This window comes from Mesorhizobium sp. M2A.F.Ca.ET.067.02.1.1 (genome assembly GCF_004023285.1).
Classification (GTDB): domain Bacteria; phylum Pseudomonadota; class Alphaproteobacteria; order Rhizobiales; family Rhizobiaceae; genus Mesorhizobium.
This window is the reverse complement of the sequence record NZ_RZSB01000008.1, coordinates 1-25976: the sequence shown is the minus strand read 5'-3', so window position 1 is coordinate 25976 and position 25976 is coordinate 1. Positions and strand designations below refer to the sequence as shown.

19 protein-coding genes and 3 pseudogenes are annotated in these 25976 nt (G+C 58.3%); 13 read left to right on the top strand and 9 right to left on the bottom strand.

Annotated elements, in window-relative coordinates:
- Window positions 1-56: 56 nt before the first annotated feature.
- From EOA28_RS02230 to EOA28_RS02205, 6 genes are read right to left on the bottom strand one after another with little or no spacing between them, the layout of a single operon-like run.
- Entirely contained in the window at window positions 57-569 is a 513-nt protein-coding gene (locus EOA28_RS02230; RefSeq protein ID WP_032899688.1) for a hypothetical protein, read from the bottom strand.
- Window positions 545-1903, bottom strand: coding sequence for a type III secretion system ATPase SctN (sctN, locus tag EOA28_RS02225; protein ID WP_024505372.1), 1359 nt, complete (start codon window positions 1901-1903; stop codon window positions 545-547). The genes EOA28_RS02230 and sctN overlap by 25 nt, the downstream gene beginning before the upstream one ends.
- Window positions 1900-2523: a type III secretion system stator protein SctL gene (sctL, locus tag EOA28_RS02220; protein WP_024505371.1), complete on the bottom strand. Its 624-nt coding sequence runs from the start codon at window positions 2521-2523 to the stop codon at window positions 1900-1902. Before sctL ends, sctN begins: the two co-directional genes overlap by 4 nt.
- Complete coding sequence (locus EOA28_RS02215) at window positions 2520-3206, bottom strand: nodulation protein NolU (RefSeq protein WP_269470858.1); 687 nt, start codon at window positions 3204-3206, stop codon at window positions 2520-2522. The genes sctL and EOA28_RS02215 overlap by 4 nt, the downstream gene beginning before the upstream one ends.
- Entirely contained in the window at window positions 3151-4014 is an 864-nt protein-coding gene (gene sctJ, locus EOA28_RS02210) for a type III secretion inner membrane ring lipoprotein SctJ (protein ID WP_024505369.1), read from the bottom strand. The genes EOA28_RS02215 and sctJ overlap by 56 nt, the downstream gene beginning before the upstream one ends.
- A gap of 9 nt (window positions 4015-4023) precedes the next feature.
- Complete coding sequence (locus EOA28_RS02205) at window positions 4024-4533, bottom strand: nodulation protein NolB (protein ID WP_024505368.1); 510 nt, start codon at window positions 4531-4533, stop codon at window positions 4024-4026.
- Window positions 4534-4720: 187 nt separating this feature from the next.
- Here EOA28_RS02205 and EOA28_RS02200 point away from each other — a divergent pair, with 187 nt between their 5' ends.
- Window positions 4721-5419: a secretin N-terminal domain-containing protein gene (locus EOA28_RS02200; RefSeq protein ID WP_024505367.1), complete on the top strand. Its 699-nt coding sequence runs from the start codon at window positions 4721-4723 to the stop codon at window positions 5417-5419.
- 301 nt (window positions 5420-5720) lie between these two features.
- Window positions 5721-7655 carry an HrpF/NolX family T3SS translocon protein gene (locus tag EOA28_RS02195; protein WP_024505366.1) on the top strand — a complete coding sequence of 645 codons (1935 nt, stop codon included), beginning with the start codon at window positions 5721-5723 and terminating at the stop codon, window positions 7653-7655.
- Between the two features lie 1137 nt (window positions 7656-8792).
- Here the strand turns inward: EOA28_RS02195 and EOA28_RS38620 are convergent.
- Complete coding sequence (locus EOA28_RS38620; protein ID WP_024505365.1) at window positions 8793-8993, bottom strand: hypothetical protein; 201 nt, start codon at window positions 8991-8993, stop codon at window positions 8793-8795.
- A gap of 100 nt (window positions 8994-9093) precedes the next feature.
- Between EOA28_RS38620 and glyA the strand changes: the two are divergent.
- From glyA to EOA28_RS02140, 9 genes and pseudogenes are all read left to right on the top strand, one after another.
- A pseudogene (gene glyA / locus EOA28_RS02180) lies at window positions 9094-10414 on the top strand (serine hydroxymethyltransferase).
- 57 nt (window positions 10415-10471) lie between these two features.
- The gene (metK, locus tag EOA28_RS02175; RefSeq protein WP_128314533.1) at window positions 10472-11647 is read left to right on the top strand and encodes a methionine adenosyltransferase; all 1176 of its coding nucleotides are present in this window, start codon (window positions 10472-10474) and stop codon (window positions 11645-11647) included.
- 100 nt (window positions 11648-11747) lie between these two features.
- Window positions 11748-12761: an adenosine kinase gene (locus EOA28_RS02170; RefSeq protein ID WP_126063919.1), complete on the top strand. Its 1014-nt coding sequence runs from the start codon at window positions 11748-11750 to the stop codon at window positions 12759-12761.
- Window positions 12762-12826: 65 nt separating this feature from the next.
- A complete protein-coding gene (gene tdh, locus EOA28_RS02165) occupies window positions 12827-13861 on the top strand; it encodes an L-threonine 3-dehydrogenase (protein WP_126063920.1) in 1035 nt (344 codons plus the stop codon).
- Window positions 13862-14575: 714 nt separating this feature from the next.
- Window positions 14576-14744 (top strand): annotated as a pseudogene (locus tag EOA28_RS39930) (transposase); the annotation flags it as partial.
- 812 nt (window positions 14745-15556) lie between these two features.
- The gene (locus tag EOA28_RS02155; RefSeq protein WP_024505585.1) at window positions 15557-16243 is read left to right on the top strand and encodes a response regulator transcription factor; all 687 of its coding nucleotides are present in this window, start codon (window positions 15557-15559) and stop codon (window positions 16241-16243) included.
- A 71-nt stretch (window positions 16244-16314) separates the two neighbouring features.
- Complete coding sequence (locus tag EOA28_RS02150) at window positions 16315-17736, top strand: type II and III secretion system protein family protein (RefSeq protein ID WP_050580548.1); 1422 nt, start codon at window positions 16315-16317, stop codon at window positions 17734-17736.
- A 12-nt stretch (window positions 17737-17748) separates the two neighbouring features.
- A complete protein-coding gene (locus tag EOA28_RS02145) occupies window positions 17749-18309 on the top strand; it encodes a CpaD family pilus assembly lipoprotein (RefSeq protein WP_063169261.1) in 561 nt (186 codons plus the stop codon).
- A gap of 83 nt (window positions 18310-18392) precedes the next feature.
- Window positions 18393-20264, top strand: a complete 1872-nt coding sequence (locus EOA28_RS02140) for an acyltransferase family protein (protein ID WP_128314532.1) — start codon at window positions 18393-18395, stop codon at window positions 20262-20264.
- Between the two features lie 482 nt (window positions 20265-20746).
- Here EOA28_RS02140 and EOA28_RS02135 read toward each other — a convergent pair whose 3' ends face one another.
- Window positions 20747-21886 carry a porin gene (locus EOA28_RS02135; RefSeq protein ID WP_126063922.1) on the bottom strand — a complete coding sequence of 380 codons (1140 nt, stop codon included), beginning with the start codon at window positions 21884-21886 and terminating at the stop codon, window positions 20747-20749.
- Window positions 21887-22568: 682 nt separating this feature from the next.
- Here EOA28_RS02135 and EOA28_RS02130 point away from each other — a divergent pair.
- Entirely contained in the window at window positions 22569-22925 is a 357-nt protein-coding gene (locus EOA28_RS02130; protein ID WP_024505577.1) for a hypothetical protein, read from the top strand.
- Between the two features lie 470 nt (window positions 22926-23395).
- Window positions 23396-24722 (top strand): annotated as a pseudogene (gene hemN / locus EOA28_RS02125) (oxygen-independent coproporphyrinogen III oxidase).
- Between the two features lie 234 nt (window positions 24723-24956).
- Here the strand turns inward: hemN and EOA28_RS02120 are convergent.
- Window positions 24957-25976 (bottom strand): MFS transporter (locus EOA28_RS02120; protein ID WP_128314531.1); only part of this gene is annotated, 1020 nt, incomplete at its 5' end.

The window sequence follows — 25976 nt, the reverse complement described above, 5'->3', positions numbered from 1 at the left end:
CACGGTCGTGTCATTCGGACGACCTCTTGCGACCGTCGGATCCGGTTGCGCGGCATTTAGGCAAGCGACCCCCTCGCATATTTCAGCAGTATCTCATCGTCGGCCTCGATCTCGGCTGCGGCCTCCGAATGAGTCTCGACGGCGCGCCGCACGTCGTCCTCGATTTGTTGCCATTTGTCCCTTGCCGCCGAACATATGACCCATAGCTCCCTCGTCCTGGACGCCGCCATCTCAGCCTCCTCTTGAGCGATTTGGGTATCATCAAGCATCTGCCGTCTGGAATTGATCTCAGCGGCAAGTTGTTCAGTGTGAAGGCGGTGACGGTCGAGCGCTGCGCTAGACAAGTTGTCGAGTGACATCAGATGCTGATAGAGCGCTGCTTCTTTTCTTGAACAATGTTGCTGTATCATTGCAAGCTCCCTAGAGGCATTTTGTACGGCTGAGGCGGCCACATCGCGCTGGGCTTCCTTCTTGGACAGCTCGCCAAGGGCACGACGCTCTTGCATTTCCTTCAGAAGCCGTAACCTCGAAGACTGAATCCAGTTTACGCGGTCAGACGCGACATCCATGCGACCGTCTCCTCGAAATCTGACGCGTCATCTTCGCTCTGGCGCAGAAACTCCCTCAGTTCGTCGATTGACGCGACAGCCCGGTCAGTCAGGGGATCTCCACCTGGCTTGTATTCGCCAACATTGATCAAGAACTCGGTCTCGGCATAGCGCGACAGGAGCTCGCGGAAAATGGATGCTGCCTTGCGATGTGTCCCCGAAACGACTGCATCCATGACGCGGCTGCGACTCTGCAGCACATCAATAGCGGGGAAATGCGATCGCGCCGCAATAGCGCGTGAGAGGATGACATGGCCATCGAGAATACCACGCGATTCCTCGGCGATTGGATCACCCGTGCCATCACCCTCTACAAGCACCGTATAGAAGGCCGTGATTGAGCCCCGCTCACCCATGCCGGCGCGCTCGAGCAGGCCTGGCAGCATGCCAAAAACGGAAGGAGGAAAGCCCCGTCGCGTCGGCGGCTCACCCGCAGCAAGGCCTATTTCGCGCATAGCGCGGCAGAAGCGCGTCAGCGAATCCAGCATGAGAGCAACGCGTAGGCCTTGATCGCGGAAATATTCCGCGAGCGCAGTCGCCATTGGAGCGCATTGCGCACGCTCTACCGCCGAGCGGTCGGATGTTTCAACCACGACGACCGTACGGAGAAGGCCCTCTTCACCAAGATTCCTTTCGATGAATTCACGAACTTCCCGTCCACGTTCGCCTATGAGCGCCACTATGACGACGTCAGCGGCGGCACCCTTTACGATCTGTGACAACAGCGTCGACTTGCCACCACCTGGCTCGCCATAAATCCCGATCCGCTGGCCCTCGCCGCACGTCAGCAGACCATCGAGGACACGGACCCCAAGCGGGAATGGCCGCTCAATCATGCGCCTCGTCATCGGATTGGGGGCTCTGCCATGCAGGGGCCGAGTTTCGACGGTCTTGATTTCGCCTTTGCCGTCCAATGGGCGGCAACGACTGTCGATCACGCGACCGAGCAAATCGCCGCCGACGGGCACCTCACGCATTCGGCCAGTGGCCACGACCTCTGCGCGGCTGGATAGGCCCACCAAGTCCCCGATCGGTGTCAGCAATACACCATCACCCGACAGGCCGATCACCTCGGCCTCGAGCGACAGCCCGGTTCGCGGGTCCTCTAGGAGGCAAAGTTCCCCAATACGAGTGTCTGGCAAGACGGCATGAACCAGTGTGCCGATAGCCCGCGTGATCCGACCGCGCACCGCACGCGTGTCAATTCGCTTGGCCGCAGCCCTCAAAGACGAGATTGCTGGAACGAGAGCTCGAGTGTCGGCGTCAGCGTTATGTTCTGGGACGGGCTTTCTCATAGCTCGCCTTTCTCACAGAGCGTCCCGAAACCAAGGCGCAGCGCGCGCATCTGGGCGTCAAGTCCAAGGTCAACATTGCCGTACTCGCTCCACAGCACGCAGCGTTGCGGCGACAATGTCGGGTCGGGCTCGATCCGCACCCTTGGTCGACCATCCTGGCCGTCGCATCGAGCAAACTCTCGTGCAAGCATGTCGACTTGCATGGGAGAAACATGAAGGCAAACGTCGGCGCCGCTGTATTGACACTCTATGGCGTGACGAACAGCCCTCACCAATAGCTCGCCCGGATCGAAAGCGCCGATAAGATCGCTCAATATTTCCATCACGAGCTGCGGCAATTCCTGCTCCAGAGCCGCCTTTCGTCGCGCGATTTCGGAGATTGTCTCCGCAATCAACCCTGCCATCTCCTCGGTGCCTGCATTCGAGCCCTCCATGTGGCCGCGCGCCCACGCCCGCTGGTAAACCGCGCGTGCCCAGTTTCGAACGCGCTGCCGATGCCGTTCTGCCGCGGCAAGGGCTTGCGCGGCGCTGTGCCAGGTTTCGAGCTCGCTCGCGGGTATCAGTGGTCCGACTGGACGCATCTGCGGCGCTATTGGCCCCTCGGAAAGTTCGACTGTCATTTCACCGGGGTCTCTGTCTCAAAATGAGCTACTACAAGTGAAAGCAATTGGCCGGCGGCGGTCCAATGCTCATGTGCTGGAGTCTCCGCGGCAGTCCCCTCGGGCAATCGAAGAAGCACGCGGTTACGCTCGGTCGCTGAACTGTCCTGGAGCCAAGCTCCAAGACATGCGTGTCCATCGTATTCGATTTGCTGAGCGAGTTTTTCTGGGTCCGAGATCAGTCTTTTGTCAACAGCATGCAGCAGGTGTCGGATTCCGAATGCGTGTGCATCCACGCCGATGCGTTTAACAAGGATGGCAAGCTCAGGCTGAGAGACAAACGCGACCAGCGAACGGGCATGCCAGATACTACCAGCAAGAAGGGCCGCTCGATATGGATCATGCCCGCGTAGAAGGTCCGGCCTGCAGCCGATGTGGTTCAGATCCACGTCATCGTTGCCCAGCAATTCTGCCAGCCTTGGATGCAGTCTGGAACACTTCTGCAACTTCACTAACGTTTCGGCCGATAACGCTGGATCAAGACGCGCCGCAAGACGGGTTGGATGGGCCGAAGCCGCAAGCTCGCTCGCGCCCGGAAAGTGCGGACCATCAGGTCGGGCGGTCTGTATAGGCATTGGCAATGAGATGTCACCCACGTCCAATTGCAGGCATTCTTTTGCGAATGGCCTCGACAGCAGAAGCATCCCGGCGCCCCTCGACCTTGGAAACGCCGGTTGATTGCTTGCGCCGACGCGTAACAACGCCGATCAAGAGATAACAGGCCACGGCGAATACGGCTGCGGCAAAACCTGTTACGGTCGCCAGAAGTGGCGCAGGAAGAGGTAGTGATGCTTGTGGCAAAACAGCAGTCGGATCGGGCCGTTGCTCGTGTGCGGACCGTTCTACCGGCACCAAAACCACTTCCACCTTATCGTAGGACAGGCCTTCGATGCTGTCGGCTACAAGCATCTTTATCTTTGGCAGCAGAGCCGCGACATTTGTTTTTGCGTCGTGCCTGATAAACACCGAGGCCGAGGATGGCGTGGCACCGGCTCGCACAAGGTCGTTATGCGGCAGCACGACGTGAACACGTACAGAAAAAACGCCATCGATATCGCTGATCGTCCGCGACAACTCTTCGCTCAGGGCATACACGTAACGGGCACGCTCTTCGGTCGGCGAGGCAATCAGGCCTGATCCTTGGAATATCTCACCGAGGTTCTTGAAGGATTGGCGCGGCAGCCCCTTGGCGTTCAGAAGGTTGATTGAGAAGGCGAGCAGCTTTTCGTCAACCTGGATCGTGCTGGTTCCATCCTTGGCGACCACCCGGATCGCGGCGACCCCGTTGTCTTCAAGAAGTGCGAGCATTTCATTTGCCTCACGCTCTTGCAATTGCGTGTAGAGGTCGGCTTTGCAAGCAGTGAGGGCGACGAGAACTGGCAGCATGACAAGTCTAACCGACCGCCACCCTGACAGGCCACGCATGATTTCGCCCTCGGCCAAGCCAATCATGCGCGCGGTTCAGCCTTCCTTCAAAAGTTTATTCACGGATGATGTGACGCCGCTGACGCCTTTGGAGATAAGCGCCACCTGGGTGACGCCGTTGTAAACATCCCGAAGACCAGCCATCATCGTTTCGAAGTCTTGCCCTTGTTGGGGAATGCCCGAGATTCCGGTTCCCGCCTCACCTGGAACGGGAAGCTTCTGCGCCGGTCCCGGTAGAGCGCCCTTCGAAAGGGCTATGTCATGGTCGAGCGCGGGGAAGGAAACAGTGTTGTGTGGATATAGGGAGGAAATCGTCTGCAACACGCGATCGCCCATGCCGCTCGTCGGCGCAGCCGCGCGCTGAACATCCATCGCCGCAGCAACTGGCGCCGCACTCGCTGGCCCCGCGGCGGCATCGTTTTTCAGCGAGTCGGCTGCATGCCCTAAGGCGCGCTCAAACTGGGCCTGCTCGACAATCGACGGTGATCCGACCCTGGGGAGGCCAGCCGTTAGAGTGGCAGAGATCGACGTGACAGGCATCATCATGTAAGGACTCGGTTGCTCTCTCTGACCGGGCGAGCCCCGCCCATTCATCACCCGGTGTCGGCGCAACACTCCTAGGGGGGCAAGCTGACAACAAGCTGACTAACGGCGGCGTCATTTCGACAATCTAAAATCTCTTCGGCAATTTAGTCACTTGTGATGATTTCAGCGTTTGGTTTATCAGTGCGACATGCCGAGAACGCTTATCCAACCCGTCACCCTGCATGTTTTGAGACTTCTTTGTGCCGGGTTTTTTCTGTCCACCGGGATTCACCCGGCGCATGCAGTCCCGCTGTCCCTTCCGGCGACACCCTATAGATACACGGTTCTGGATCAGGAGCTCGCTGCAGCGTTGCAGGAATTCGGCAACAACCTGAATATCAGGGTCAACATCAGTCCTGCGGTGAAGGGGCGAATTCGCGGACGTATGCCTGATTTGCCACCGCGCGCGTTCCTCGACCGCTTGACGAACCTTTACGGTCTACAATGGTACTATGACGGCCTTGTGCTCTATGTGTCTGCTGCACAAGAATCGCAAACTCGAATGCTTTTGATGACGTCGATTCGCTTCGATGCGTTCAAGGGGGCTCTCGACAAGCTTGATATCTCCGACGAGCGCTATGTGGTCAAACCCGTGCCAGGCAATGGCCTCGTCTTCGTTTCCGGTCCACCGCGCTTCGTCGCACTCGTGGAGCAGACCTTTAACGGCTTGGTGGCGCAGGCGCAGGCGCAGACTCACATAGCGGCAACGCCAAAGGAATCAGTGCTGATCTTGTTTCGCGGCTCCTCCACTACGGTCGTTCGCGACGGACGACCGGATGCTTCTTATTCTTCTGACATCCCACAACAGGATAGCGTTGGCGGGAAGCCTGAGCTGGGCAAGAAATGAACATTGAGGATTTCCCGCAGCTCTGAAGAACATGACTGCGGCTACCCCTTTGTGAACTCTTCGCAAACTCGTCAGTTTCTCGAAAGCTAATCCGCTCATGATGAGTCCCGGCAGCTCTCGCGGTGACTCCGGCCATTGTGTTGGACCGAACCTTGGAGCCGGCCCGGAACACAGCAATTGAAGGCAGGGCAGGCGCATTCGTGACCTGCCGACGCTTGGAATTGTCGAATTTTGTGAAACGCAAGGGATCTTCTGTCGGGGTCTCTTGTGGGGATTTCAACGTCACGTCTGAGGATGCATAATGTCGGCCAGTAATCTTTCAACTTTCTACCGCTCAAATTCGCTACAGTCCGCAAGGGGTTGGCCGGGCCTGAAAGTTTCCCATTTTGCGACCCAGCATCAGCAAAGTGCATCGTGCTTCGAAGCGATGCTGTCCACTTGTGTGCTGGCAGACAAGCCCGGCTCTTTCGCGCAAGGGGATCTGCCAGCGTCGAATCTTGATTCGACAATGGATAAATTGCGGCAGGACCCTTTGGGCCATCTGGCACCGGATGTCTTGACATTGAATGGCTTGGAGCAACACCCACTGGATCTGCTGCCGCCAAATATGAGGGCGGCTCTCAAGGAGGACCAATCGCAACGCTCCAAGGCGACTGAAGCCCAACATCTGCTCGGCGTCACTCCGAAGATCGAGCCGGCTCCCAGGCCGAGCCCCGGAATCACGTGGAACGGTGGGTCGCTGACCACGGCTGAGTTGCAGATTGTTGCGGTACTCAACCGTCACAAGGACCAATGCCCGCTTACTTGGAAGTCGTTGACCGACAAAGCCAATGATCCCTCTACGCCACCGGATCTGAAAGCGGCGATCCAGGGACTGCAGCAGGATTCGGGACTTTTTTATGCGATTGGCTCGCAGGGCGACGGCCGCTGTGGAGGCAAGATCAACGCCAAGGACTTGGCCGGATTTTCAAACCACCACCCACAAGTTGCTGCATTTCAGGAAGCCCAAGCGCGAAGCTACGAGCAGAACTACATACCATCCGACGGCAGCGGAGGTTTGCAGCCTTCGGTCATGACCTTGAGCGATGCCTTGCGGGAGTTTTACCGGTACTCCGAAAATCTGTCCAAGGACCTGAGTCTGGATGAGTTCAAGAAAATGGTCGGCGGCGAATCGAAAAACGGCAAATTTCCGCCCCAGGTCATTGCGGCGGCGCAATATTTCCTCGATCACCCCGATGCTTGGAACCAGTTGTGCGGTGGCTCGAAAGGGAAGATGCACAAAGAGGATTTCCTGCAAGTCGCCTCATCGTCGATGAGCCTCACGCAAACTGAGCTGAATACGGTCGAGATGATCAAGGACCATCAGGACACGTTCTTTGGAAGCGGTGTTCTGACTCGCGACAAACTGGCGAAAATGAAAGACGACAAGAGCCTTGATCCGAAAGTGCGGGAAGCAGCCTCTCAGCTCCTTTCAGATCCTCTTCTGTTTGGCCTCCTGAACAATTCGATCACGGGCTATAAGACCCATCATAAATTCTTCGACTTTGGCGGCGGGCATACGGTTGATTCCGGCAATATCAGCAAAAAAGACTTTGCCCATTTTTGCACAAACATGTCGTCTGCGAACCGCAACGTTCAGCAGCCAATCACCCACGGCGCCCAAACCGCAGAAGAGCAGAATGCCGTCGCGGACATGAAGATGGGCCTGATGGACCAGCCTGACATTAAGTCAGCCAAAAAGAACGGCGGGGCCGTCATGCACGTCGTCGACTCCGTGCTCAAAATCGAGACGAAAGTGCTCGACTTGGCGGCAACGGCGGTGGGACTGCTCAGCTTCATTCCGGGCCTCGGACAAGTAGCCGATCTTGCCTCGATGGTTCTCGAGGCTGAGTCGCAAGCAGCCAATCTCCTGCGTACGGCCATTAACGGAGGCGATATGAAGCGAGCGCTGGAGGAAGCTGGCCTCAATATGGCCGCGCAGGCGATCGGCCTTATCGCAGGCCCCGAGGTCAAGCTGGCCATTCGAAATGGGCTCGTAAAGCACCTGATGGAAGAGGCCTTGGCGGCAGGCATTGATCTTTCGGTCTCGACGGCGCAGGACTACGCAGAAGGCTATGTGAATAACCTCAAAGCGCGCCTTGCAGGCGGCCCTGAGCAAAGCCTAGGCCTTCCGAGCATGCCATCATTCCAGAGTGTGGCAAGCAATGTGCCCTTCGTCGGCATTGCCTTATCCTAGCCGTCGCCTTGCGCGGAAGCTTTGGCTCGCGCGCTGACATAAGGGTCATTGTGGCACAAGCAGGGGTTCATCCGCATCAACGCAGCGGTGTTCCTGACGCCATCTGGATCGGACTGTGAGGGGGATGTCCGAAGGCTGTGAAGGCTTCGGTATATGACGACTTCAGAGTTACGCTGAGCCCAGCCATCTCGAGCCGGTGCGCCGGGTCGAGGTTTTCACGGGCGCCGGCCGGCAGCGGGAATGGTCTCCGGAAGGCACGGCGCGGATGGTGGCGGAGCGGCGCAGCCGAAGGAACGGCTGTCGCGCGCCCAGGGCGGCCTCCCGAACAGCAGACGATGATCTCCTGCCTTGGGCCTATATCCTTGTGCCCACGCTCAAGGCAGTCGGCTGAAAACAGCGCTGATTTAAAACAGCATTATCCTGCACTGCACCCTCGATCCTTGCGCTCACCGATCGCTCGTCGACACGCACGCGGTCAAGTCGTTATCGGCGCTATGCCGATGGGCTTCGAGAGCAAGGTGGACGCTGAGCGGTGCGTCAGCCTCAGGGCGCGGCTGGCCAGCTTTGGGTCTCACGCTCTATGACGGCAACACCCGGCTGATCAACTTGGCCTGTTCGCGGGCTCCCGGCAGCGGCGCGGAAGCCACGGTCCGCCTTCCTCGGCTTCAGGCCAAAGATACCGCAGCATGCTCCAGAGCTATGTCTGCCGCCTCCGCCCCATCGTCGCTGGTCATGTGGAAAGGACAAGCAGGCTACGCACCCCATAATCCCGTCGGGCAGGATTCGACAGTCGACGGCGAGACATTCGCCAAACCTCACCCTTGATTCTCAGCAACGTTAAAAAAAATTCACATAATGTTCGTGAGTGTAGTCTCCTGTCAGGTGGTACATTAGCCCCAATATCTGGCGTCTTAGTCGTAGAAAGGACTGTGATCCATCTTCCATTAGCATCCATACCAGCGGATTTACAGCAAATGACGAGAGAGGTCTCATGCGGATTGATGGGGATAGAAGGGCTAGCGGCTTGCTGCATCCCGTCCGGGTTGATGCCAACCAATGTTGACACTGGTAAATCGCCTAAGGACGGCAGCGCATCTTGATCGCCTTCGAATCCTGGGCCTTTGCGCGCATGCGGATCTAACCGTCGGCGAGCTGGCCGATATTACCAGTCTGCCTCGCGAGCAGGTTCGACGCCACGTTCGGCGGCTGGGCAGAGCCAACTTTCTTTGCTGCAACGAACAACGTCCGCAGTCTTCGTACCATATGCAAGCAGGAGGCAAGGATGGCGGGCTGGCTCAATTGGTGGTCGATCTCCTGCCCCACGATGATGGCCATCATAAAAGAGACCTACAACGCCTGGAAGCAATACAAGACGCGCGGTTGAAGGGACCGCCTGCTTGATCGTGAAATAGATCAGTCCAAATGGAGCGCGACTACCATGGATAACTCCGCCGGCGGCGCCATCGCGCAGCCCGACACTTACGGGCGGCCTCACTTAGCCGCCGTCGACTCCCGCGTTCACGAACTGCTTCTAAGACAGGAGCGTCAGGAGCGGACAACTCTCAAACTGATCGCCTCCGAGAACTTTGCCTCCTCGGCGGTGTTGGAAGCGACCGGGTCGATTTTCACCAACAAGTATGCCGAGGGATACCCCGGTGCGCGCTACTACGCCGGAAACGAGATCGTCGATGAGCTTGAGACCCTCGCGATCGAGCGCCTGAAAGCGCTATTTGGCAGTGAACACGCCAACGTCCAGCCTTATTCAGGCTCGCCAGCCAACCAGGCTGTCTATCGCGCGCTTTTGAGCCCCCGTGACAAAGTCATGGGCTTGCCTTTACCCGAAGGCGGCCATCTGACTCACGGTTGGTCCGTCAATTTTTCCGGCAGCGATTATCAGCGCGTCCCGTACAGGCTGCACGAAAAGACACAGCAAATTGACTATGACCACTTGCGCGAGACCGCCAAGCGGGAACGCCCGAAGCTAATTTGGGTCGGCGGAACTGCTTATCCGCGTATTTTTGACTACGCGGCAATGGCCGAAATTGCTTCGGAGGTGAACTCGTATCTGGTGGCTGACATCGCCCACATCTGCGGCCTGGTTGTCGCAGGAGTGCATCCGAACCCCGTGTCCCATTGCGATGTGGTCACCAGCACCTCTCACAAGTCGATCCGCGGTCCCCGGGGTGGCTTCATTTTATCAAGGAATGAAGACCGTTATCAGCCCCTCCATCATCCGAAGAGCAAACACAATCTGCGCCGTGTTCCCTCTTCTGCAAGGCGGACCGCATATGAATACTATCGCCGCGCTTGCCGTCGCTTTGCAGGAAGCAGCGAACTCGTCCTTTCGTGTCTACGGTCAGCAGATCGTCCACAACGCCAAGGCTCTGGCCCAGGCGCTTCTGGAGCGAGGTTATGAACTCGTCACTGGGGGCACTGACAATCACATGCTGATCCTTGATCTTCGGGACCGGCCGCTGTCAGGCAAAGCCTATGCGGAGCGCTTATCGCGTGCAGGCATCATTGCGAATTTCAATATGGTCCCGGGCGACCGGCGGCATCCGGCGCTGACAAGCGGCATCCGCTTAGGGACACCAGCGGTGACGTCCATGGGCATGCGCGAAACGGAGATGGTGCAGATCGCCGCTTTCATCGACTCGGTCTGCCGCCAGCCCGATGACCAGGAAGTTCATGCGAGCGTACGAAGAGACGTTGCCGACTTCTGCACTGCGTTCGATGTTCCCGGCATCCGCGACCGATAAGCCACCCCAATCCAGAAACTCCTCACTAACTCCAGCACTTGAAGCGAGGGCATTTTTATGACCAGGCAGTTCGTGTTCTCTTCCGAATCCGTCGGCGCGGGACACCCCGACAAGATGGCAGACAACATCTCCGATGCCATTCTCGATGCGGTCCTGCGCACCGATCCGAAGGCGCGCGTCGCCTGTGAAGTGTTGGTGAAGACGGGGATGGTCGTTGTGGCTGGCGAGATCACCAGCCATGCCCACATCGATTACAGCCAAGTCGCCCGCGATACGATACTCGATATTGGCTACGACGATGATGCGATTGGCTTTGATGGTCGACGTTGCGCCGTCGTTCTGGCCCTCACCGAGCAGTCGCCCGACATAAGCCAGGGCGTTGATGAAGGACGAGGGCAGGATCTCGGGCAAGGGGCAGGGGATCAGGGCATCATGTTTGGATTCGCATGCAACGAGACGGATACATTGATGCCCCTGCCGATCCAACTCGCTCACCATTTGACGAAAAGACAGGCCCAGGTCCGGAAAGCGGGACAGCTTGGCTGGCTGCGTCCGGACGTGAAATCTCAAGTGTCGGTACGCTACGAAGGGCTCCGCCCGGTGGCGCTGGATACCATAGTCCTGTCAACGCAGCATGACGAAGCGGTCTCACAAGCCACGGTCCGCGAAGGCGTCATTGAGGAGATCATAAAACCGGTCCTGCCGGCCCACCTGGATACTTCGGGGATCAGATTTCTGGTCAACCCAACAGGGCGGTTCGTGGTCGGTGGGCCTGCCGGCGACTGCGGCCTCACAGGACGGAAGATCATCGTCGATTCCTACGGTGGGACCGGGCGTCACGGCGGCGGTGCCTTTTCGGGCAAGGACCCATCCAAGGTTGACCGCTCGGCGGCCTATGCCGCCCGGTATGTCGCGAAGAACATCGTTGCCAGCGGCCTTGCAGAGGTCTGCGAGGTTCAGCTTGCCTACGCGATCGGCGTGGCCAGTCCGGTTTCTGTCATGGTCAATACCTTCGGAACCGCAAGGATCGAGGAAAAAAGGATCGAGCGCCTTGTTCTCGAGGTTTTCAATCTCCGACCGAAAGGCATCATCAAGATGCTTGATCTCTTACGGCCGATATACCGCAAGACGGCGACATACGGACACTTCGGGCGTGAAGAGCCTGAGTTCACTTGGGAGAAGACGGACAAAGCTGACGATTTGCTGCGTGAAGCCGGACCGGCAGCTGCGTGAGGGCGGCTGGATCAAGCGCATGCGGCAACCCATTTCAACTCGCGAGACCACGCCCGGCCGGCGTGGCAAGAAGCCGGCTCGGGTTTTGGCGGAGATTTTGATGCCGGATTATGACGTGCTTTGCATCGGCAATGCCATTGTCGACATCATCGCCCAGTGCGACGAGGAATTCCTCGAGACCAACGGCATCATCAAGGGCGCGATGAACCTCATCGACACACAACGCGCCGAACTGCTCTACAGCCGCATGGGTCCGGCGATCGAAGCGTCCGGCGGCAGCGCCGGCAACACGGCGGCCGGCGTCGCCAGCTTTGGCGGCCGCGCGGCCTTCTTCGGCAAGGTCTCCAACGATGCGCTGGGCGAAATCTACGCCCACGACATCCATGCGCAGGGCGTCGCCTTCGGCACCACGCCGCTCAAGGGTGAGCCGCCGACGGCGCGCTCGATGATCTTCGTCACGCCCGACGGCGAGCGCTCGATGAACACCTATCTCGGCGCCTGCGTCGAGCTTGGCCCTGAGGATGTCGAAGCCGACAAGGCGTCCGGCGCCAAGGTCACCTATTTCGAAGGCTATCTGTGGGACCCGCCGCGCGCCAAGGAGGCAATCCGCCAGACGGCGAAGCTGGCGCACGCGGCAGGCCGAGAAGTGTCGATGACGCTATCGGATTCGTTCTGCGTCGACCGCTACCGCGACGAATTCCTCGACCTGATGCGCTCGGGCACGGTCGACATCGTCTTTGCCAACAGCCACGAGATCAAGTCGCTCTACCAGACATCGTCGTTCGACGAGGCGCTGGCCCAGATCCGCAAGGATTGCCGGATCGCCGCCGTCACCCGCTCGGAAAAAGGCTCGGTGATCGTGCGCGGCGACGAGACCGTGGTGATCAAGGCGACCGCCATCAAGGAACTGGTCGACACGACGGGCGCCGGCGATCTCTATGCCGCCGGCTTCCTGCATGGCTACACGCAAGGCCGCGACCTGCAGACTTGCGGCGACCTTGGCTCACTGGCAGCCGGATTGGTGATCCAGCAGATCGGCCCCAGGCCCCGTCAGAATTTGCGCCGCGAGGCCGAGCAGGCGGGGCTGACCATTCCGGACGTTCAAACGAGTTAGTGGCCTACCTTCCCGTTGTGCAGGCTATCTCGCCAGAAGCGCAATCACGGAATAGGGAAATCCTGATGTCGAACATGATGAAGGCGCTTGTGAAGGCCAAGGCCGAACCGGGCATCTGGATGGAAGAGGTGCCGGTGCCGGAAATCGGCCCCAACGACGTGCTGATCAAGATCAAGAAGACGGCGATCTGCGGCACCGACGTGCACATCTACAATTGGGACCAGTGGGCGCAGAAGACGGTGCCGGTGCCGATGGTGACGGGCCATGAATTCGTCGGCACCGTTGCCGATTTCGGCGCAGCGGTCACCGAATACAAGGTCGGCCAGCGTGTATTGGGCGAAGGCCACATCGTCTGCGGCCATTGCCGCAACTGTCGCGCCGGGCGAGGGCATCTGTGCCGCAACACACTCGGCGTCGGCGTCAACCGTCCAGGCGCCTTCGGCGAGTATCTGGCGATCCCGCAGCACAATGTCGTGCCGATCCCCGACGATGTGCCCGATGAGATTGCCGCGATCTTCGATCCCTTGGGCAATGCCGTCCACACCGCATTGTCCTTCGATCTGGTCGGCGAGGACGTGCTGGTGACTGGCGCCGGGCCGATCGGCATCATGGGCGCGCTCGTCGCCCAATGCGTCGGCGCGCGCAAAGTGGTCATCACTGACATCAACCCGGTGCGGCTGGCGCTAGCCAAGAAACTCGGCGTCCAGCATGTCGTCGACGCCTCGAAGGAGAAGCTGCGCGACGTCATGCCGGTGCTCGGCATGACCGAGGGGTTCGACGTCGGGCTCGAAATGTCAGGCGCCGCCCCCGCTTTCCGCGACATGATCGACACCATGAACAATGGCGGCAAGATCGCCATTCTGGGCATCGCGCCGACCGGCTTCGAGATCGACTGGAACAAGGTCATCTTCAAGATGCTGCATCTCAAAGGCATCTACGGCCGCGAGATGTTCGAAACCTGGTACAAGATGATCGCGCTTGTGCAGGGTCCGCTGGATGTCTCCGGCCTGATCACCCACCGCATCGGCATCGACGATTTTCAGATCGGTTTCGATGCGATGAAGAGCGGCAGTTCCGGCAAGGTGGTGATGGACTGGTAGGGATTGCCTTGGCCGCTATTCAGGAAAAGCTGACGACAGCACCTCTGGTCCGCCGGACATTTTCCAACTAGGGGAACATGGCTGGGTGGAGAGCTATGGCTCCGCTACGTGCGCTCGCTAATCATACACGGCGACGTATCGCGGCCCACCCGGTGACGGTCGATGGGGCAATTCGCTTCAGTCGATGACGGAAACCCGGTGAACCGATGCTGAGGCCCCGACGCGATCGTCTATTTCCTATGATCTGCGATTGAGGTCGAGGTGTTGCCGCTTTCAGCGGGTAAAATGCGATAGACGACTTCCGGTACCCTTCCGGTCAGCGAAAAGGAAGGCAACGAGCCGCATTGCCTCAAGCAAAATGTTACCAATAGTGTCCTGTTCCAAAGGGGATGGACAGGTCGTGCCATTCCGGTTCGGGGGAAGGATGGCGCGGCTCAGCATGGCGACACGGTGAAGCGGCGATCGTGGAGCTTTATTGCGGCGTTGACAAGCGGCGCATTCTGGATGAGTTCGAGGCGGTAACCGGCTATTATTCGCAAGCGCGCGATCCGTCTTATGAACCGTCGTGAGCAGAGGCCGTCTGCGGGCAAGAGCCGCAGCCGCTGTTACGGCAGCGATGTCCGCGACGCGCTCATCGTGTTGTGGGAGGATTCGGAGCGGCTGGGTCCGCATCGACGCTCGCGGCGGCCAGCGCCGCCGGGCAGGAATGAGTTCGCAGTTCGCCGCTCGGTGCCAGCCCGCACCTTCGGCGATTGGAAAGATCCGCCGCCCGGCTTTGTTGAGCGCATTCGGGCACGTCTTCGTCAGGGAGCTTCGTGCAGACGATGGTGCTGACCGGATTGCCGCCGGCTGGACCGATTGCATTCCGCTCCGCACGCGCGACAGCGGCAATGTGATCATGGCGATCAAGCAGGCCCGCTCCCGGTTTCGCTGACCCTGTGCTGCTGTTTGCCGGCATCCGCCCGCACAGGAAGAGCTTGTAAAAGCGGTCGGTGCGGAAATCGAGGAGCCGTTGGTCGTCGATCTTCAGCCTGAACGCGGTCGTTTGCTGGTGCCGCAAATCGGCTGTTGCATGTACATCCCTGTCAGACGTCAGTTTTCCTCGCCTATTTTGGTGTCGAGCGCGAAGTGCTCCAACCAGATTGCAAGGCTTTTTGGAAATGAGAGCGGCTTTGCGCAGGGCGCTCCGTTGTTGAGCATTCAAGCTACCAAGCCAATGACGCGCAGGTTCCACCAGGCTCGCCAGCCTTGAAGGACAGCGAAAAAAGCAGAGCACGACAGACACAACAGTGCATCAGGACGCCGCAGTCGTTGAAGATGGTGCGCTGCATCCATACCGTGGATGCATTCGATCCAAATAATCGATTTGTTCAATCAGTTTCTCGAAAGCTAACCCTACCCTCTGTGGGAATCGGGCTCTGAGCCGCGACGCTGCCTTGCGAGCGCAGGGGCTGCACGTAGGAGAGATGATGCAACGAGAAATCGCACGCGGGTTGCTGGCCTCGTGGGTTCGCCGACCGGCGTATTTGAGCCCGTCAGTTGGTCCTCACCCGCGCCTATTGCCACCGAGCGACTTGCATGTCCCTCCGACTCGGACCAGTTCCGAGAGCTGCGACGAGTTGCGCGCCGTGTGCTCCGATCAGATGGCCGCCGGTGACGCGTTCGATGGGCCGTCCCTCTTCGAGAGGAGATGAAATGCGAACGCTGCTCGTGGATCATCATGCGGATCTTGCGCGCGCCATGCGACTTGCGCTCGGGGATGGCGGCTTCGTCGTTGATGTCGTTGGTACTCTGGAACTGGCTTCGAGTGCATTTTCTTGCGCCAGCTATGAAATTCTCCTGCTGGAATTGGCTCTGCCAGATGGCGATGGCTTGGGTTGGCTGAGGCAGTTGAGGACCCACGGGCATTCAGTTCCTGCCGTCATTATGAGCAGCCTTAACGATCTCGATAAGCGAATTGCGATCTTCAACGGTGGTGCGGACGACTTTCTGCTCAAACCCATCTCTACCGATGAGCTTATTGCCAGAATGAGAGCCATTCTGCGCCGGGCGACACAGATGACCGACCTGAGGCTCGTATTTGGCAATCTCGACTTTGATCCGGTCGCCCGCCAGGTTTTCGTTGATGGGCACCCAATGATGATCGCACGTCGCGAACTCTGTATTCTAGAGCACCTGCTTAACCGGGCAGGCCGCATCGTGCCCCGTGCGCAATTGGAAGATCACCTCTATTCATTCAACGACGACGTGTCTGCCAACGCGCTTGAAGTCGGAATTTATCGTTTACGGGGACATCTGACCAGATCAGGTGCAACGCCACGGATCAAGACCATCCGAGGCATTGGTTACATCCTAGAATTGACTGACGCCTCGTCCGCATAGTTTGTCGAATCGAAAGAAGATCTATTTTGCTGATCCTTCAACATCCTTGCCATGCGCTCAATTGGCGGGCGATCGCCAACAAGGTTACAAGACCTGCAGTTCCCCGTTACCTGGGCCATCTCCTCTGCGCGCTTATTGTGACTTTCCCACTTGGTGTCGCGGCGCAAAACAAGCAGGACAAAGGCCCGCCGCATGCGGCTTCGAATAGCATCAACGCCACGCTGACCCTTTCCTCTTCGCTCGGGGAGACCGTTCATCTGCCCGCGCCAGCCACGACCATCTTTGTTGCTGACCCCACGATCGCGGATTTTCAGGCGCCATCGAGCAAAACAATCTTCGTCTTTGGCAAGAAATCGGGGCGGACCAGCCTATTCGCCTTGGATGGCAATGGCGAGCCTCTCGCCGAATTGCGTATCGTTGTCACGCAACCGATCGGGGATTTACGCGCCATGTTGCGGGAGCAGGTCGGCGACTATCCCATCCGCGTCAACTATACGCCGCGCGGCGCAATCCTTAGCGGGACGGCGCCCGACGCAGAGGTCGCCGACACCGCAAAAAGAGTCACTGAGCAATATCTGGGCGACGGAGCGCAAGTCGTCAACAACATCAAGGTCGCTGGATCCCTGCAAGTTAACCTCAGCGTGCGCGTAGCCGAAGTCTCACGCAGCGCCATGAAGTCACTCGGCGTCAACTTGTCCGCCTTCGGTCAAATCGGCAATTTCAAAGTGGGCGTTCTAAGCGGAAGCGCTGCAAGCGCTGGGTCTGGTTCAACCCAGGGTGGCGGTACAGCAGAAATCGGATTCGACAACGGTGCCGTCAACGTCAGCGCGGTTCTCGACGCGCTCGCCAAGGAGCATATAGCTTCCGTCCTGGCTGAGCCGAACCTCACCGCTATGTCGGGTGAAAAGGCCAGCTTTCTCGCGGGCGGCGAATTTCCCATTCCTGTCCTGCAGGAAAACAGGCAGGTATCGGTTGAATTCCGTCACTTCGGCGTCAGTCTGGAATTTGTGCCGACAGTTCTCAGCAACAATCAAATCAACATTCACGTAACGCCCGAAGTCAGTGAACTGTCGACGCAAGGTGCCGTGCAAATCAACGGAATTTCCGTGCCGGCAGTTTCCACGCGCCGAGCCGATACGGTCGTCGAACTCGCCAGCGGCCAGAGCTTCGCAATCGGCGGTCTAATCAGGCGGAACGTCAACAATGATGTCAGGGCCTTTCCCTGGCTCGGAGAACTGCCGATCCTGGGACCGCTTTTTCGCTCGACCTCGTTTCAAAAAGAGGAGTCAGAACTGGTCATTCTAGTTACGCCTTACATTGTAAGACCAGGCTCCAACCCAAACCAGATGAGCGCACCGACCGAGCGGGCGGCACCGGCTTTGAACGGAGGGGGCGCTCCGACGAATTCCGTGACAAGTCCCCCGCGAGACCGCGCTGCTATCCGTGCGGGCGCGCCAAGCGCCCAGGGCGGTCTCGGCTTCATCATCGAATAGTGTCATCCAAAGATGTTGCGTTTTATAATCCTCTTTGTCGCTCTGGCACCAAGCGTAAGTGGCTGCACAAGCACTACGCCAGTTGATGTCGAACCATCGGCACCAATGCTTGTCCGAGAGGAGACCACCGTCCTGACGTTGCAAAGCCTGCGCGCTTCCGAACGGCAGCGTTTGCGTGTTTTCCTAGACAAGGCCAGTCGCGGCCGGTTCGATGCCATCCACCTCCTCATCAGCGGTTCGCCCCAGCTCAGCGCAGGGGTAGCCCATCAGGCCAGGCAGTTGGCAATCGAAGAAGACAACATTCAATTGCGCGATCAACACGACGCCGGCTCAGTGCGAATTGAGGCGATTGTCTATCACGCCCGTCCGCCGGTCTGTCCCTCATATGGTGCCTTACCCAATGAAGAATCCTTCAAACAGCCGCTTGGTTGTTCGACAGGACATAACCTGGCCGTGATGGTCAACGATCCGCGCGATCTGCTCGACAATCAGGCCGTCAAGGCCGGCGATGGCGATCGTGCTTCTGTACCAGTTGCAACTTACAGAACATTCGGGACGGATAAAGGTGGCTGATACCGCCCTTATCTCGGCAGCACTCCTACCGGAGATTGAAAGCTTCCAATCGCGTCCTGATCTAAAATAAAAGGAACCGCTGGATGCAATATAGGCGCTATATCGAGGGCCTTAGGGCCGTTGCTGTACTTCCGGTCGTACTCTTTCATTTCGGAATTTCGGCGATCCCGGGTGGCTTTAGCGGGGTCGATATCTTCTTCGTCATCTCCGGCTACCTAACCAGCGGAAGCCTCCTGGATGACCTTGAACGCGGCCAATTTTCCATCGTCAACTTCTACTGGCGCCGTGCCCGGCGCATTCTGCCGGCGCTCGTCTTTGTGATGCTTCTCACCTGCATTGCAGCATTGTTCATTCTTCTGCCACCGGATCTGCGCGGATTCAGTCTTAGCATCATAGCTACCTCGACCTTCTGGTCGAACGTTTTCTTCTGGAAAACGTCAAGTTACTTCTCTATCGATGCCGCGCTTCTACCACTGTTGCACACTTGGCCGCTTTCCGTAGCGGAGCAGTACTACATCTTCGCACCAATCCTGATGTTCCTAATCTATCGCTACATCGGGAAGCGCTGGCTGACGACACTTCTTCCGATAATTCTCTGCAGCTTCGTAGTGGCGGTGATGGCGACATCGCTGGCACCCACCGCCGGATTCTATCTGCTGCCGACCCGAATCTGGGAACTCATGTTGGGCGCCCTGCTCATGCTCAAATGCCCCTCGCCGCTGGGCAACCGATTCCTGATGGAGTCGGTGGGGGTGGCCGGATTTGGCCTTCTCGCCATCGGGTTCTTCGCGATTTCGGCGAGTGATCCGTTCCCAGGCTACAACGCCTTGTATCCATGCATCGGAACGGCCCTTCTGATCTATGTTGGCCAAAATACCCCCTCGACGGTCGCCACCCGCATGCTCGAAGTCCGGCCGCTGGTCTGGATTGGGCTCATCTCGTATTCGTTGTATCTTGTTCACTGGCCTCTCAATGCGTTCGCGCACTATCTTTCGTTCCAAAAACTCGATCCGTTGATGACCGGTGCGATGTTGGTGGCAAGCCTCGCATTGGCTGCATTCTCCTGGAAGTTTGTAGAGCAGCCGTTTCGACAGAAGAGGGCCTTCACCTCCCCGGGGCCTATCTTCGCCTTTTCAGCGCTCGCGATCGTTGTCCTTTGTGCCGGCGGAGCGGCGGGGGGGCTCGGCAATGGCTTTCCGCAACGGTTTCCGGACTATGTCCAGCGGCGCATTTCCGTCGGGGACTGGAGGAATGGCATCTGTTTCAACGAGGGCACCAGCCGGATCGAAAGCTGGAATATGGAGGATTGCACGCGCACCAGCGGTTTTCCAACAACGGTTTTTTTGTGGGGCGACTCCTTCGCCGCGCACTATGTTTCCGGCTTGGGTGCTAACATAAATCGATTGCAGGCGAACATCGTTGAATATACGTACGCCAGCTGCGCGCCGATACTCTATTACTACCCTTACGATCGTCTTGATTGTGTCCGGTTCAATCGCAAGGCCTTGGACGTCATCTTGGAAGCGGACATCAAGACGGTTATCCTCAGCGGTAGATGGAGTGACTATGAGGTCAGAGGTTTCGACGGTCTTCAGCAAACAATCGCTACGCTTCGTGCCCTGGGCGTGCGCGTGTTTGTCATCGGCCAGTCTCCGCAGTTCCCAACTGACGTCCGGAAAATTGCGTTCTTCGCCAAGCGCCAAAATCTGGACGATACGTCCTGGCCGATCGCGATGGACCCCGACATCAACGAACGTGTGCGCTCATTTACCAAAGGCGCCACATTCATCGATCCGCTGAAATTCCTGTGCAGCGCAGGACGCTGCGCCTATTCCGATAGAGGAGAGTTTTTATATTTCGACTATGGTCATTTCTCTTCAGCCGGCGCCACACTGGCAATCTCGAAATACTGGCCGGCTTTTGGCAAGGACAATGCTCTTCCTAAGACGAAGTAGCGGCTCAGCGGCTGACAAGCACCAGTACGGGTCCCAGTGATAGCTCCTGCTTCCGCAGCAGCCGCGACGATGGAGCTGTTCAGGTTTAAGGCCCCCCGATAGTGACCTAGGATGGGTGCTGCCACGCGGCTCGGACTCAGCGTGCATTATCACGTAAATGTTGAGAGAATGAATGGCGCCGCGAAGGGCAATTCCAGCCGTCCAAAGCGACAGGCGTGTCGCGGCCTCGACATTGCAGTGGCGCTTACCTAACACGGCCTCACACTGCCCTCTAAGCGGCCCCGAATTTGAACTGACGGCCCCTGGCCGGTTCATCGGGCAGGTCAAGGGCTAGGTGTAGTACACAGGGCTCATAACTTTCAGTTTCTAGTTGGTACGATGGGCCGTGGACGGTCGATGCAGACTTCAAGATGGCGAACGAAGCTCTCCATGCGTGCGTTGTCGAGGCAAGTGCCTTTGCCATGCTCGCGACTGGAGAGATTTCAAAATGAGCCTTGTAAGCGGAGAATGCCGCCGACGCTGTTCGGCTTGCTCGTGCCCTTGACGGCGGTAGGCTCGGCAGGGCCGAGGCCAGAGTTGCCGTAGTGGTCGTAATCGACCTCGGCTGTGACCGTGAAGCCGGGAACGACCATGTAGGCGACGTTTGCAGCCACACCAGCATCCTTGAGCTGATCACCCGAGACCTGAAGGTTGAACGAAGTTTTCTCGTCAAACTCGTAGGTGGCGCCCGCCCAGAAAGCCCACTGGCCGTTCCAGATTTTGTACGAGCCGCGCCCATGATTGGCAATTGCGCCGTTTGAGTCCTCGTTGAGACTGGCATTGGAACCGTAGCCGAAGAGTCCAAACAGCGACAGCTGGTTTGTGACAGCGACGTCGACGCGGATCTTGCCGGCAAAAGCTTCGTAATTGCTGTCATAAGCCGCGACGCCGGTGATCGAGCCCCAGCCTTGCGTGTATTTCAAGCCGGCGACAACGTGCGGAATATAGCTGTCGATAGTACCGGCTGAGCCCGATCCTTGTTCGAGCGAAATCACAGTCGAAATGCCGTTGCCGGCGTCGAAGTGGTACTGAGCCACGTTGGTGTCGAAGCCGGCCGACGGAACGAGCATACTATCGAGAACGTCGCCAGCGTAGCTTACAAACGTATCGAAGGCCGACCCCTCCTTGCCAACTCGCAGGCCTCCCAGCTCGACCCAGGCAGAAGCCAGTGCGAGGCCGCTGTTGAAATCATAGTTCTGAGGACTGTCATGCGAGTTAGCGCTGTTGCCAAAATTCACGTGGGTTTCGGTATAGGTCGTCAACGCGCCGAGCTCGGTCTGCTGGCCGGTCCAAGTTTTGAACGTGAAGCGTGTGCTGTTTCGCCAAGTGCCTTGGTCCTCGCCAGTTCTCACGTCCGAGGTTCTTGCGCTGTCATACGATCGGACGTCACCCAGGCCGATATCGTAACGGACATAGCCGCCGATGCGCAGGCAGGTCTCGGTGTTGGGAATATAGGAATATCCCGAGCCGAGGACGTCGCAGATCTTGATGTACTCGGCCGGTTCCCGCTCGGCGCCAGCTGCTCGACCGACGGAAACGGTCATCAGAGCAGTTAAGCCGAGAAGAGGACTCTTGATGTACATGTCTAGATCTCCATGAAGGAATAAAAAGGATAGAGGCGAAAGAGCAAGCTTTTCCTCTAAATTTTGTGCGTGTTGTCTCCAATATGTGGACGCCAAAGCGCTTGACACGAGAGGTGAGCCAGCGTAAAAGCCACATGTACTTATAATAGTGTTTTCTGTTAGGAGATTCATTATCGTTTACATGTGAAACACTCCGGTCGGACCGCTGCAGCTCTCCGAAATAGAGCAGCAAGCGACATGCCAACCTGAAGCGTAAATGCGGCCGACACCAAAATCGGGCCGACGCGCCTTCGTCTCGCTGGAATCACTTTTTTTGAGGGTCACTGCGAAAAGCAATGTGCGACACGGTTCGCCATGTTCGATATGTGACAGTCTCGTTTAACAGCGACGGCTTCCCGTCTGACCGCAACGGAGGCCGCGCCATGCGCTACCGAGAAGGATCACTGCGCGTACGCTCCGCAAGGGCTGCGCCAGGAACAGAGGGCGTGCGCGTCCGAGGCGTCGCATGGTGGCCGCAGCACCTTTTCGCCGCTGTAAGTTCGCCGTGCAGGTACATTGCGCGGCCGGAAGCGAGAGGGAGCGCACCCTGAAACGGCTGCCTACGGCTCGCCTCGAGTAATTGGCGATGAACAGCATTCTCGAGAACTTAGTCTCGACGGAAAGAGCAACGAAAGGAAGCCGCTTGGACGAGCACGATCCGAAGGAAGAACCGATCGAGACCATTTTCCGCAACGGCACAATCACTGCCGTGGGTATCCTGCTTGCCTTTTCGCTCGGCTTCCTCACTCATTGGGCCGCGAACCCCTTGCCATGGCAACTCTACGATCTGTTCGCCGTAGTGCCGATCCTGCTCGGCATCGCACTGCAGATGAGAGCGCTGTCCATGCTGCTCGACATGAGTTCCTTGCGGCGCCCCATCTACGAACGCGCCAATCGCATTTTCATGGTCGGCCTCATCCAGACCGCGTGTGGCGTCGGCATGGCCATCTTGGTCGATCTTTTCGGGATATCGGTAGGGGGCACGCTGCCCGGCGCTTGACGACAAGCCACACCGCCGCTCTTCGCTCGAAGCGACGTCAAGCCGGGGAACCTTGTGCACCCCCTAGCGGCGTCCTCCTTTCATCAAATGAGCCGACGTCAGCTTTAGAGCGTCTCGGTGGCTAAAGCCGGTATGGTTTTTCGGCCGGCAGGGAAGGCCGCTGGCTGGACCTGGATGGCGTCTGAACGAGGCTTGACAGGTCCGTTGCGTCGGACATGAATTTCGCATTGCAAAGTTCTTCCGCAGACGCCTCAAGCACACTGCACTGGCGTCACGTACTACTCAGACGTTGAATGCGGCACCGCACCATCACCTCAGGCGCAACCATGGCACGCGCGCTCCCCGGCGTGGTTGACCCCATCCTGTCCAAACGAGACTGCGACATAAGCGGGACGCACTGACTTAGGTCAGAGACCAGGACGAGCGCGCAACGAAAGAATGATGGATCAGCGACGTGGGATGACAGCTCCTTGCACACCTCAATCCTGACAAAGTACCGGGACCCCCGGCCGCCTTGGTATACCATCTATCCGACTGTGCCAGACTTCTCTGCGGCAGTTGGTGCTGACGATTATGAGGAATGGCTGGGGGGCCTCCCGGCCGACGAATCGGTGTCGCTCTATTTCCACATTCCGTTTTGCCGATCCATGTGCTGGTATTGCGGCTTCCCTACCGCGGTCATCCGTCGCAACGGCCCGATCCTTAATTATTTAGCGGTGCTGCGTCAGGAGATCAGTTTGGTGTCGGAGCAAGTGCGGCAAGGGCTGCCGGTGAGCGATGTGCATTTCGGCGCGGAACGCCTCACCTTATCGGGCCAGCCGAGCACTTGGCGCTGATGGAATTTCTACGCCGCCACTTCGCTTTCAGCAAAACTGCTGCGATCACCGTGGAGATCGATCCCCGAACGTTCACACCGGAAATGGCCGAAGCCTTGGCAGCTAACGGTGTCAACCGCGCGAGCATCGGCGTGCAGAGCTTTGATCCCGATGTGCAAAGGCGATCAATCGGATCCAGAGTAAGGTGCAGACGGCCGCTGCAGTCCAAAATCTCCGCCGGCATGGCGTTGGCCATATCAACTTCGACCTCATCTTCGGTCTACCGAAACAGACTGTGCAGTCCTGCATCCAGACCGCGATGGCTGCGGTCGCCATGCGCCCCAACCGGCTTGCGGTGTTCGGATACGCGCATATTCCTTCCGTGATAAAGAACCAGCGCCTATCGAGCAGGCAGGTCTACCGGACGGCGATCTTCGCGCCGAACAGGCTGCAGCTGTCGCCGAGACACTGGTTGGCGCTGGCTACCGGGAGATCGGGCTCGATCATTTCGCTCCGCCGGACGACGAACTCGCGCTAGCGCAGAAGACCGGGCGCGCCTACGGCGTAATTCGCTGGGATACTCGGCCGATACTTGCAAAACGTGATCGGCTTAGGCGCGTCGGCTATTGGCCGAGTCCGCGAGGGGTATGTTCAGAACGAAGTAACACGGGATTCTTACGCCCGGCACATCGCAAGTGGACGTCTGGCGACATCAAAGGGTCACCGTCTGACCGACGATGACCGGGTGCGCGCAGCGATCATCGAGCGACTGATGTGCGATTTGGAGGCCGACGTGCCGACCATCTGTGCCGCCCACGAAATCGAACCAGCTCGTTTTCTCGATTCAGTTGAGAGTTTGGTGACGCTGGCTGAGGAGGGGATCCTGGACGTCGAAAACGGCTTCATCCGCGTGCGGCCGGAGCACCGCTTTGTTGTTCGCGCCGTTGCTGCTGCATTCGATGCTTTTCTCGCGAATCGATGAGTTGAGGCCACGACGCCGAAAGGCATCAAACCTTGTTTGGCGCTCGTCGGCATGGGCTCTCGCAGAAGACTCCGCAAGCGTATGCAGGGGACTTCCACTTGACGCCGCGTTCACCATCATCTCGCCTGGGTGCGCGCGAAAGCGCACAACCCGGAGCACGCTGCTCTCGGTGTGAGGCTGTGCTCTGCAAAGCACCGGTGATCCACCCTGTCCCTGGACAGCAGCTTGATGGCGTCATCTTGGAGGACGAGAAAAGATTGTCGAGGTACGGGTACGAATTGCCTCGGTCGTCCGTTCAATCGAAAGCACTGTCTGCGGAGGCACCTCTCCTTCATGCAGTGACAGGAGATGCTGGGCGACTTCCTTATCTGCTGCGGTGAGTCGATGATTTAGGCGGAGAAAGTCCATCCAGGTGGGGGTGCGGAATGTCTCCGTCCAAAGTGACGGTGTTTGCAGATTTCGCTGGAGCGTCCAGTTTCGTGCACCGGCACGGCTCTGGACGTGTCGCCGCGTGCGCATGGAGCCCAGAAAGGCCTCGATATTTTCCTCCGATATCAAATACTCGACCTTGGCCACGATAGGGCCACTTCTGGGTTTCAGATCGAGAGCCACGTCCGGCGGATGAAAAACTGAACTTTCTTGATCGGTTTCTTCCCAGGGACGGACCGGCAACACGATCCCCGCTGCTGCAACCAGCAACAGAGCGCCTGCGGCGCCCTCCAATGCTAAGGTCAAGGAATAGTTTTGCGCGACAGAACCCCAGATCCAGCTGCCAGCAGCCATACCGCCTGCGCTCAAGGCGTAGTAAATGGAGAGCGTGCGGCCTACAACCCACCTTGGGCTTGCCAACTGCACCGACACGTCAATGCCCGTCCAGGTGATAAGCCAACCCGCTCCGCCGAGCGCCAGCGAAATGGCCGCCACAGGAATCGACGATGTAAGGGCAAGGGAGAGGCAACAGACTGCACAAGCCACAGAGGCGAAGGCCACCAGCCTGTTTTGAGACGTGACCTTCCTCAAGAAGCCGTTGCCCATGCCCGCGATGAAAGCACCCATGCCGAAGCCGGCCAATAAGATACCGTAGACAATTGGCCCACTCTTCAACTGATCCCGGACGACGAGGGGGAGCAACGCCAGAATGGAGATGCTTGCCAATCCGAAAAGAGCGGCTCGGGCGGTCGCTGCCCTGATCTCCAAAGACATCGCAGTAAAGCGCACTCCGTCATGAATTGCCGTCGTCATTCTCTCACGAGG

What these genes read in the sequence shown, in the direction of transcription:
- EOA28_RS02145 (WP_063169261.1), top strand. Translation starts at nt 17,749, where the DNA reads ATGTTGCGTTTTATAATCCTCTTTGTCGCTCTGGCACCAAGCGTAAGT.
- EOA28_RS02135 (WP_126063922.1), bottom strand. Translation starts at nt 21,886, where the DNA reads ATGTACATCAAGAGTCCTCTTCTCGGCTTAACTGCTCTGATGACCGTT.
- EOA28_RS02155 (WP_024505585.1), top strand. Translation starts at nt 15,557, where the DNA reads ATGCGAACGCTGCTCGTGGATCATCATGCGGATCTTGCGCGCGCCATG.
- EOA28_RS02205 (WP_024505368.1), bottom strand. Translation starts at nt 4,533, where the DNA reads ATGATGATGCCTGTCACGTCGATCTCTGCCACTCTAACGGCTGGCCTC.
- EOA28_RS02230 (WP_032899688.1), bottom strand. Translation starts at nt 569, where the DNA reads ATGGATGTCGCGTCTGACCGCGTAAACTGGATTCAGTCTTCGAGGTTA.
- EOA28_RS02200 (WP_024505367.1), top strand. Translation starts at nt 4,721, where the DNA reads ATGCCGAGAACGCTTATCCAACCCGTCACCCTGCATGTTTTGAGACTT.
- sctJ (WP_024505369.1), bottom strand. Translation starts at nt 4,014, where the DNA reads ATGATTGGCTTGGCCGAGGGCGAAATCATGCGTGGCCTGTCAGGGTGG.
- EOA28_RS02140 (WP_128314532.1), top strand. Translation starts at nt 18,393, where the DNA reads ATGCAATATAGGCGCTATATCGAGGGCCTTAGGGCCGTTGCTGTACTT.
- EOA28_RS02215 (WP_269470858.1), bottom strand. Translation starts at nt 3,206, where the DNA reads ATGCTTCTGCTGTCGAGGCCATTCGCAAAAGAATGCCTGCAATTGGAC.
- tdh (WP_126063920.1), top strand. Translation starts at nt 12,827, where the DNA reads ATGTCGAACATGATGAAGGCGCTTGTGAAGGCCAAGGCCGAACCGGGC.
- EOA28_RS02195 (WP_024505366.1), top strand. Translation starts at nt 5,721, where the DNA reads ATGTCGGCCAGTAATCTTTCAACTTTCTACCGCTCAAATTCGCTACAG.
- EOA28_RS38620 (WP_024505365.1), bottom strand. Translation starts at nt 8,993, where the DNA reads ATGATGGCCATCATCGTGGGGCAGGAGATCGACCACCAATTGAGCCAG.
- EOA28_RS02170 (WP_126063919.1), top strand. Translation starts at nt 11,748, where the DNA reads ATGCCGGATTATGACGTGCTTTGCATCGGCAATGCCATTGTCGACATC.
- sctL (WP_024505371.1), bottom strand. Translation starts at nt 2,523, where the DNA reads ATGACAGTCGAACTTTCCGAGGGGCCAATAGCGCCGCAGATGCGTCCA.
- metK (WP_128314533.1), top strand. Translation starts at nt 10,472, where the DNA reads ATGACCAGGCAGTTCGTGTTCTCTTCCGAATCCGTCGGCGCGGGACAC.
- sctN (WP_024505372.1), bottom strand. Translation starts at nt 1,903, where the DNA reads ATGAGAAAGCCCGTCCCAGAACATAACGCTGACGCCGACACTCGAGCT.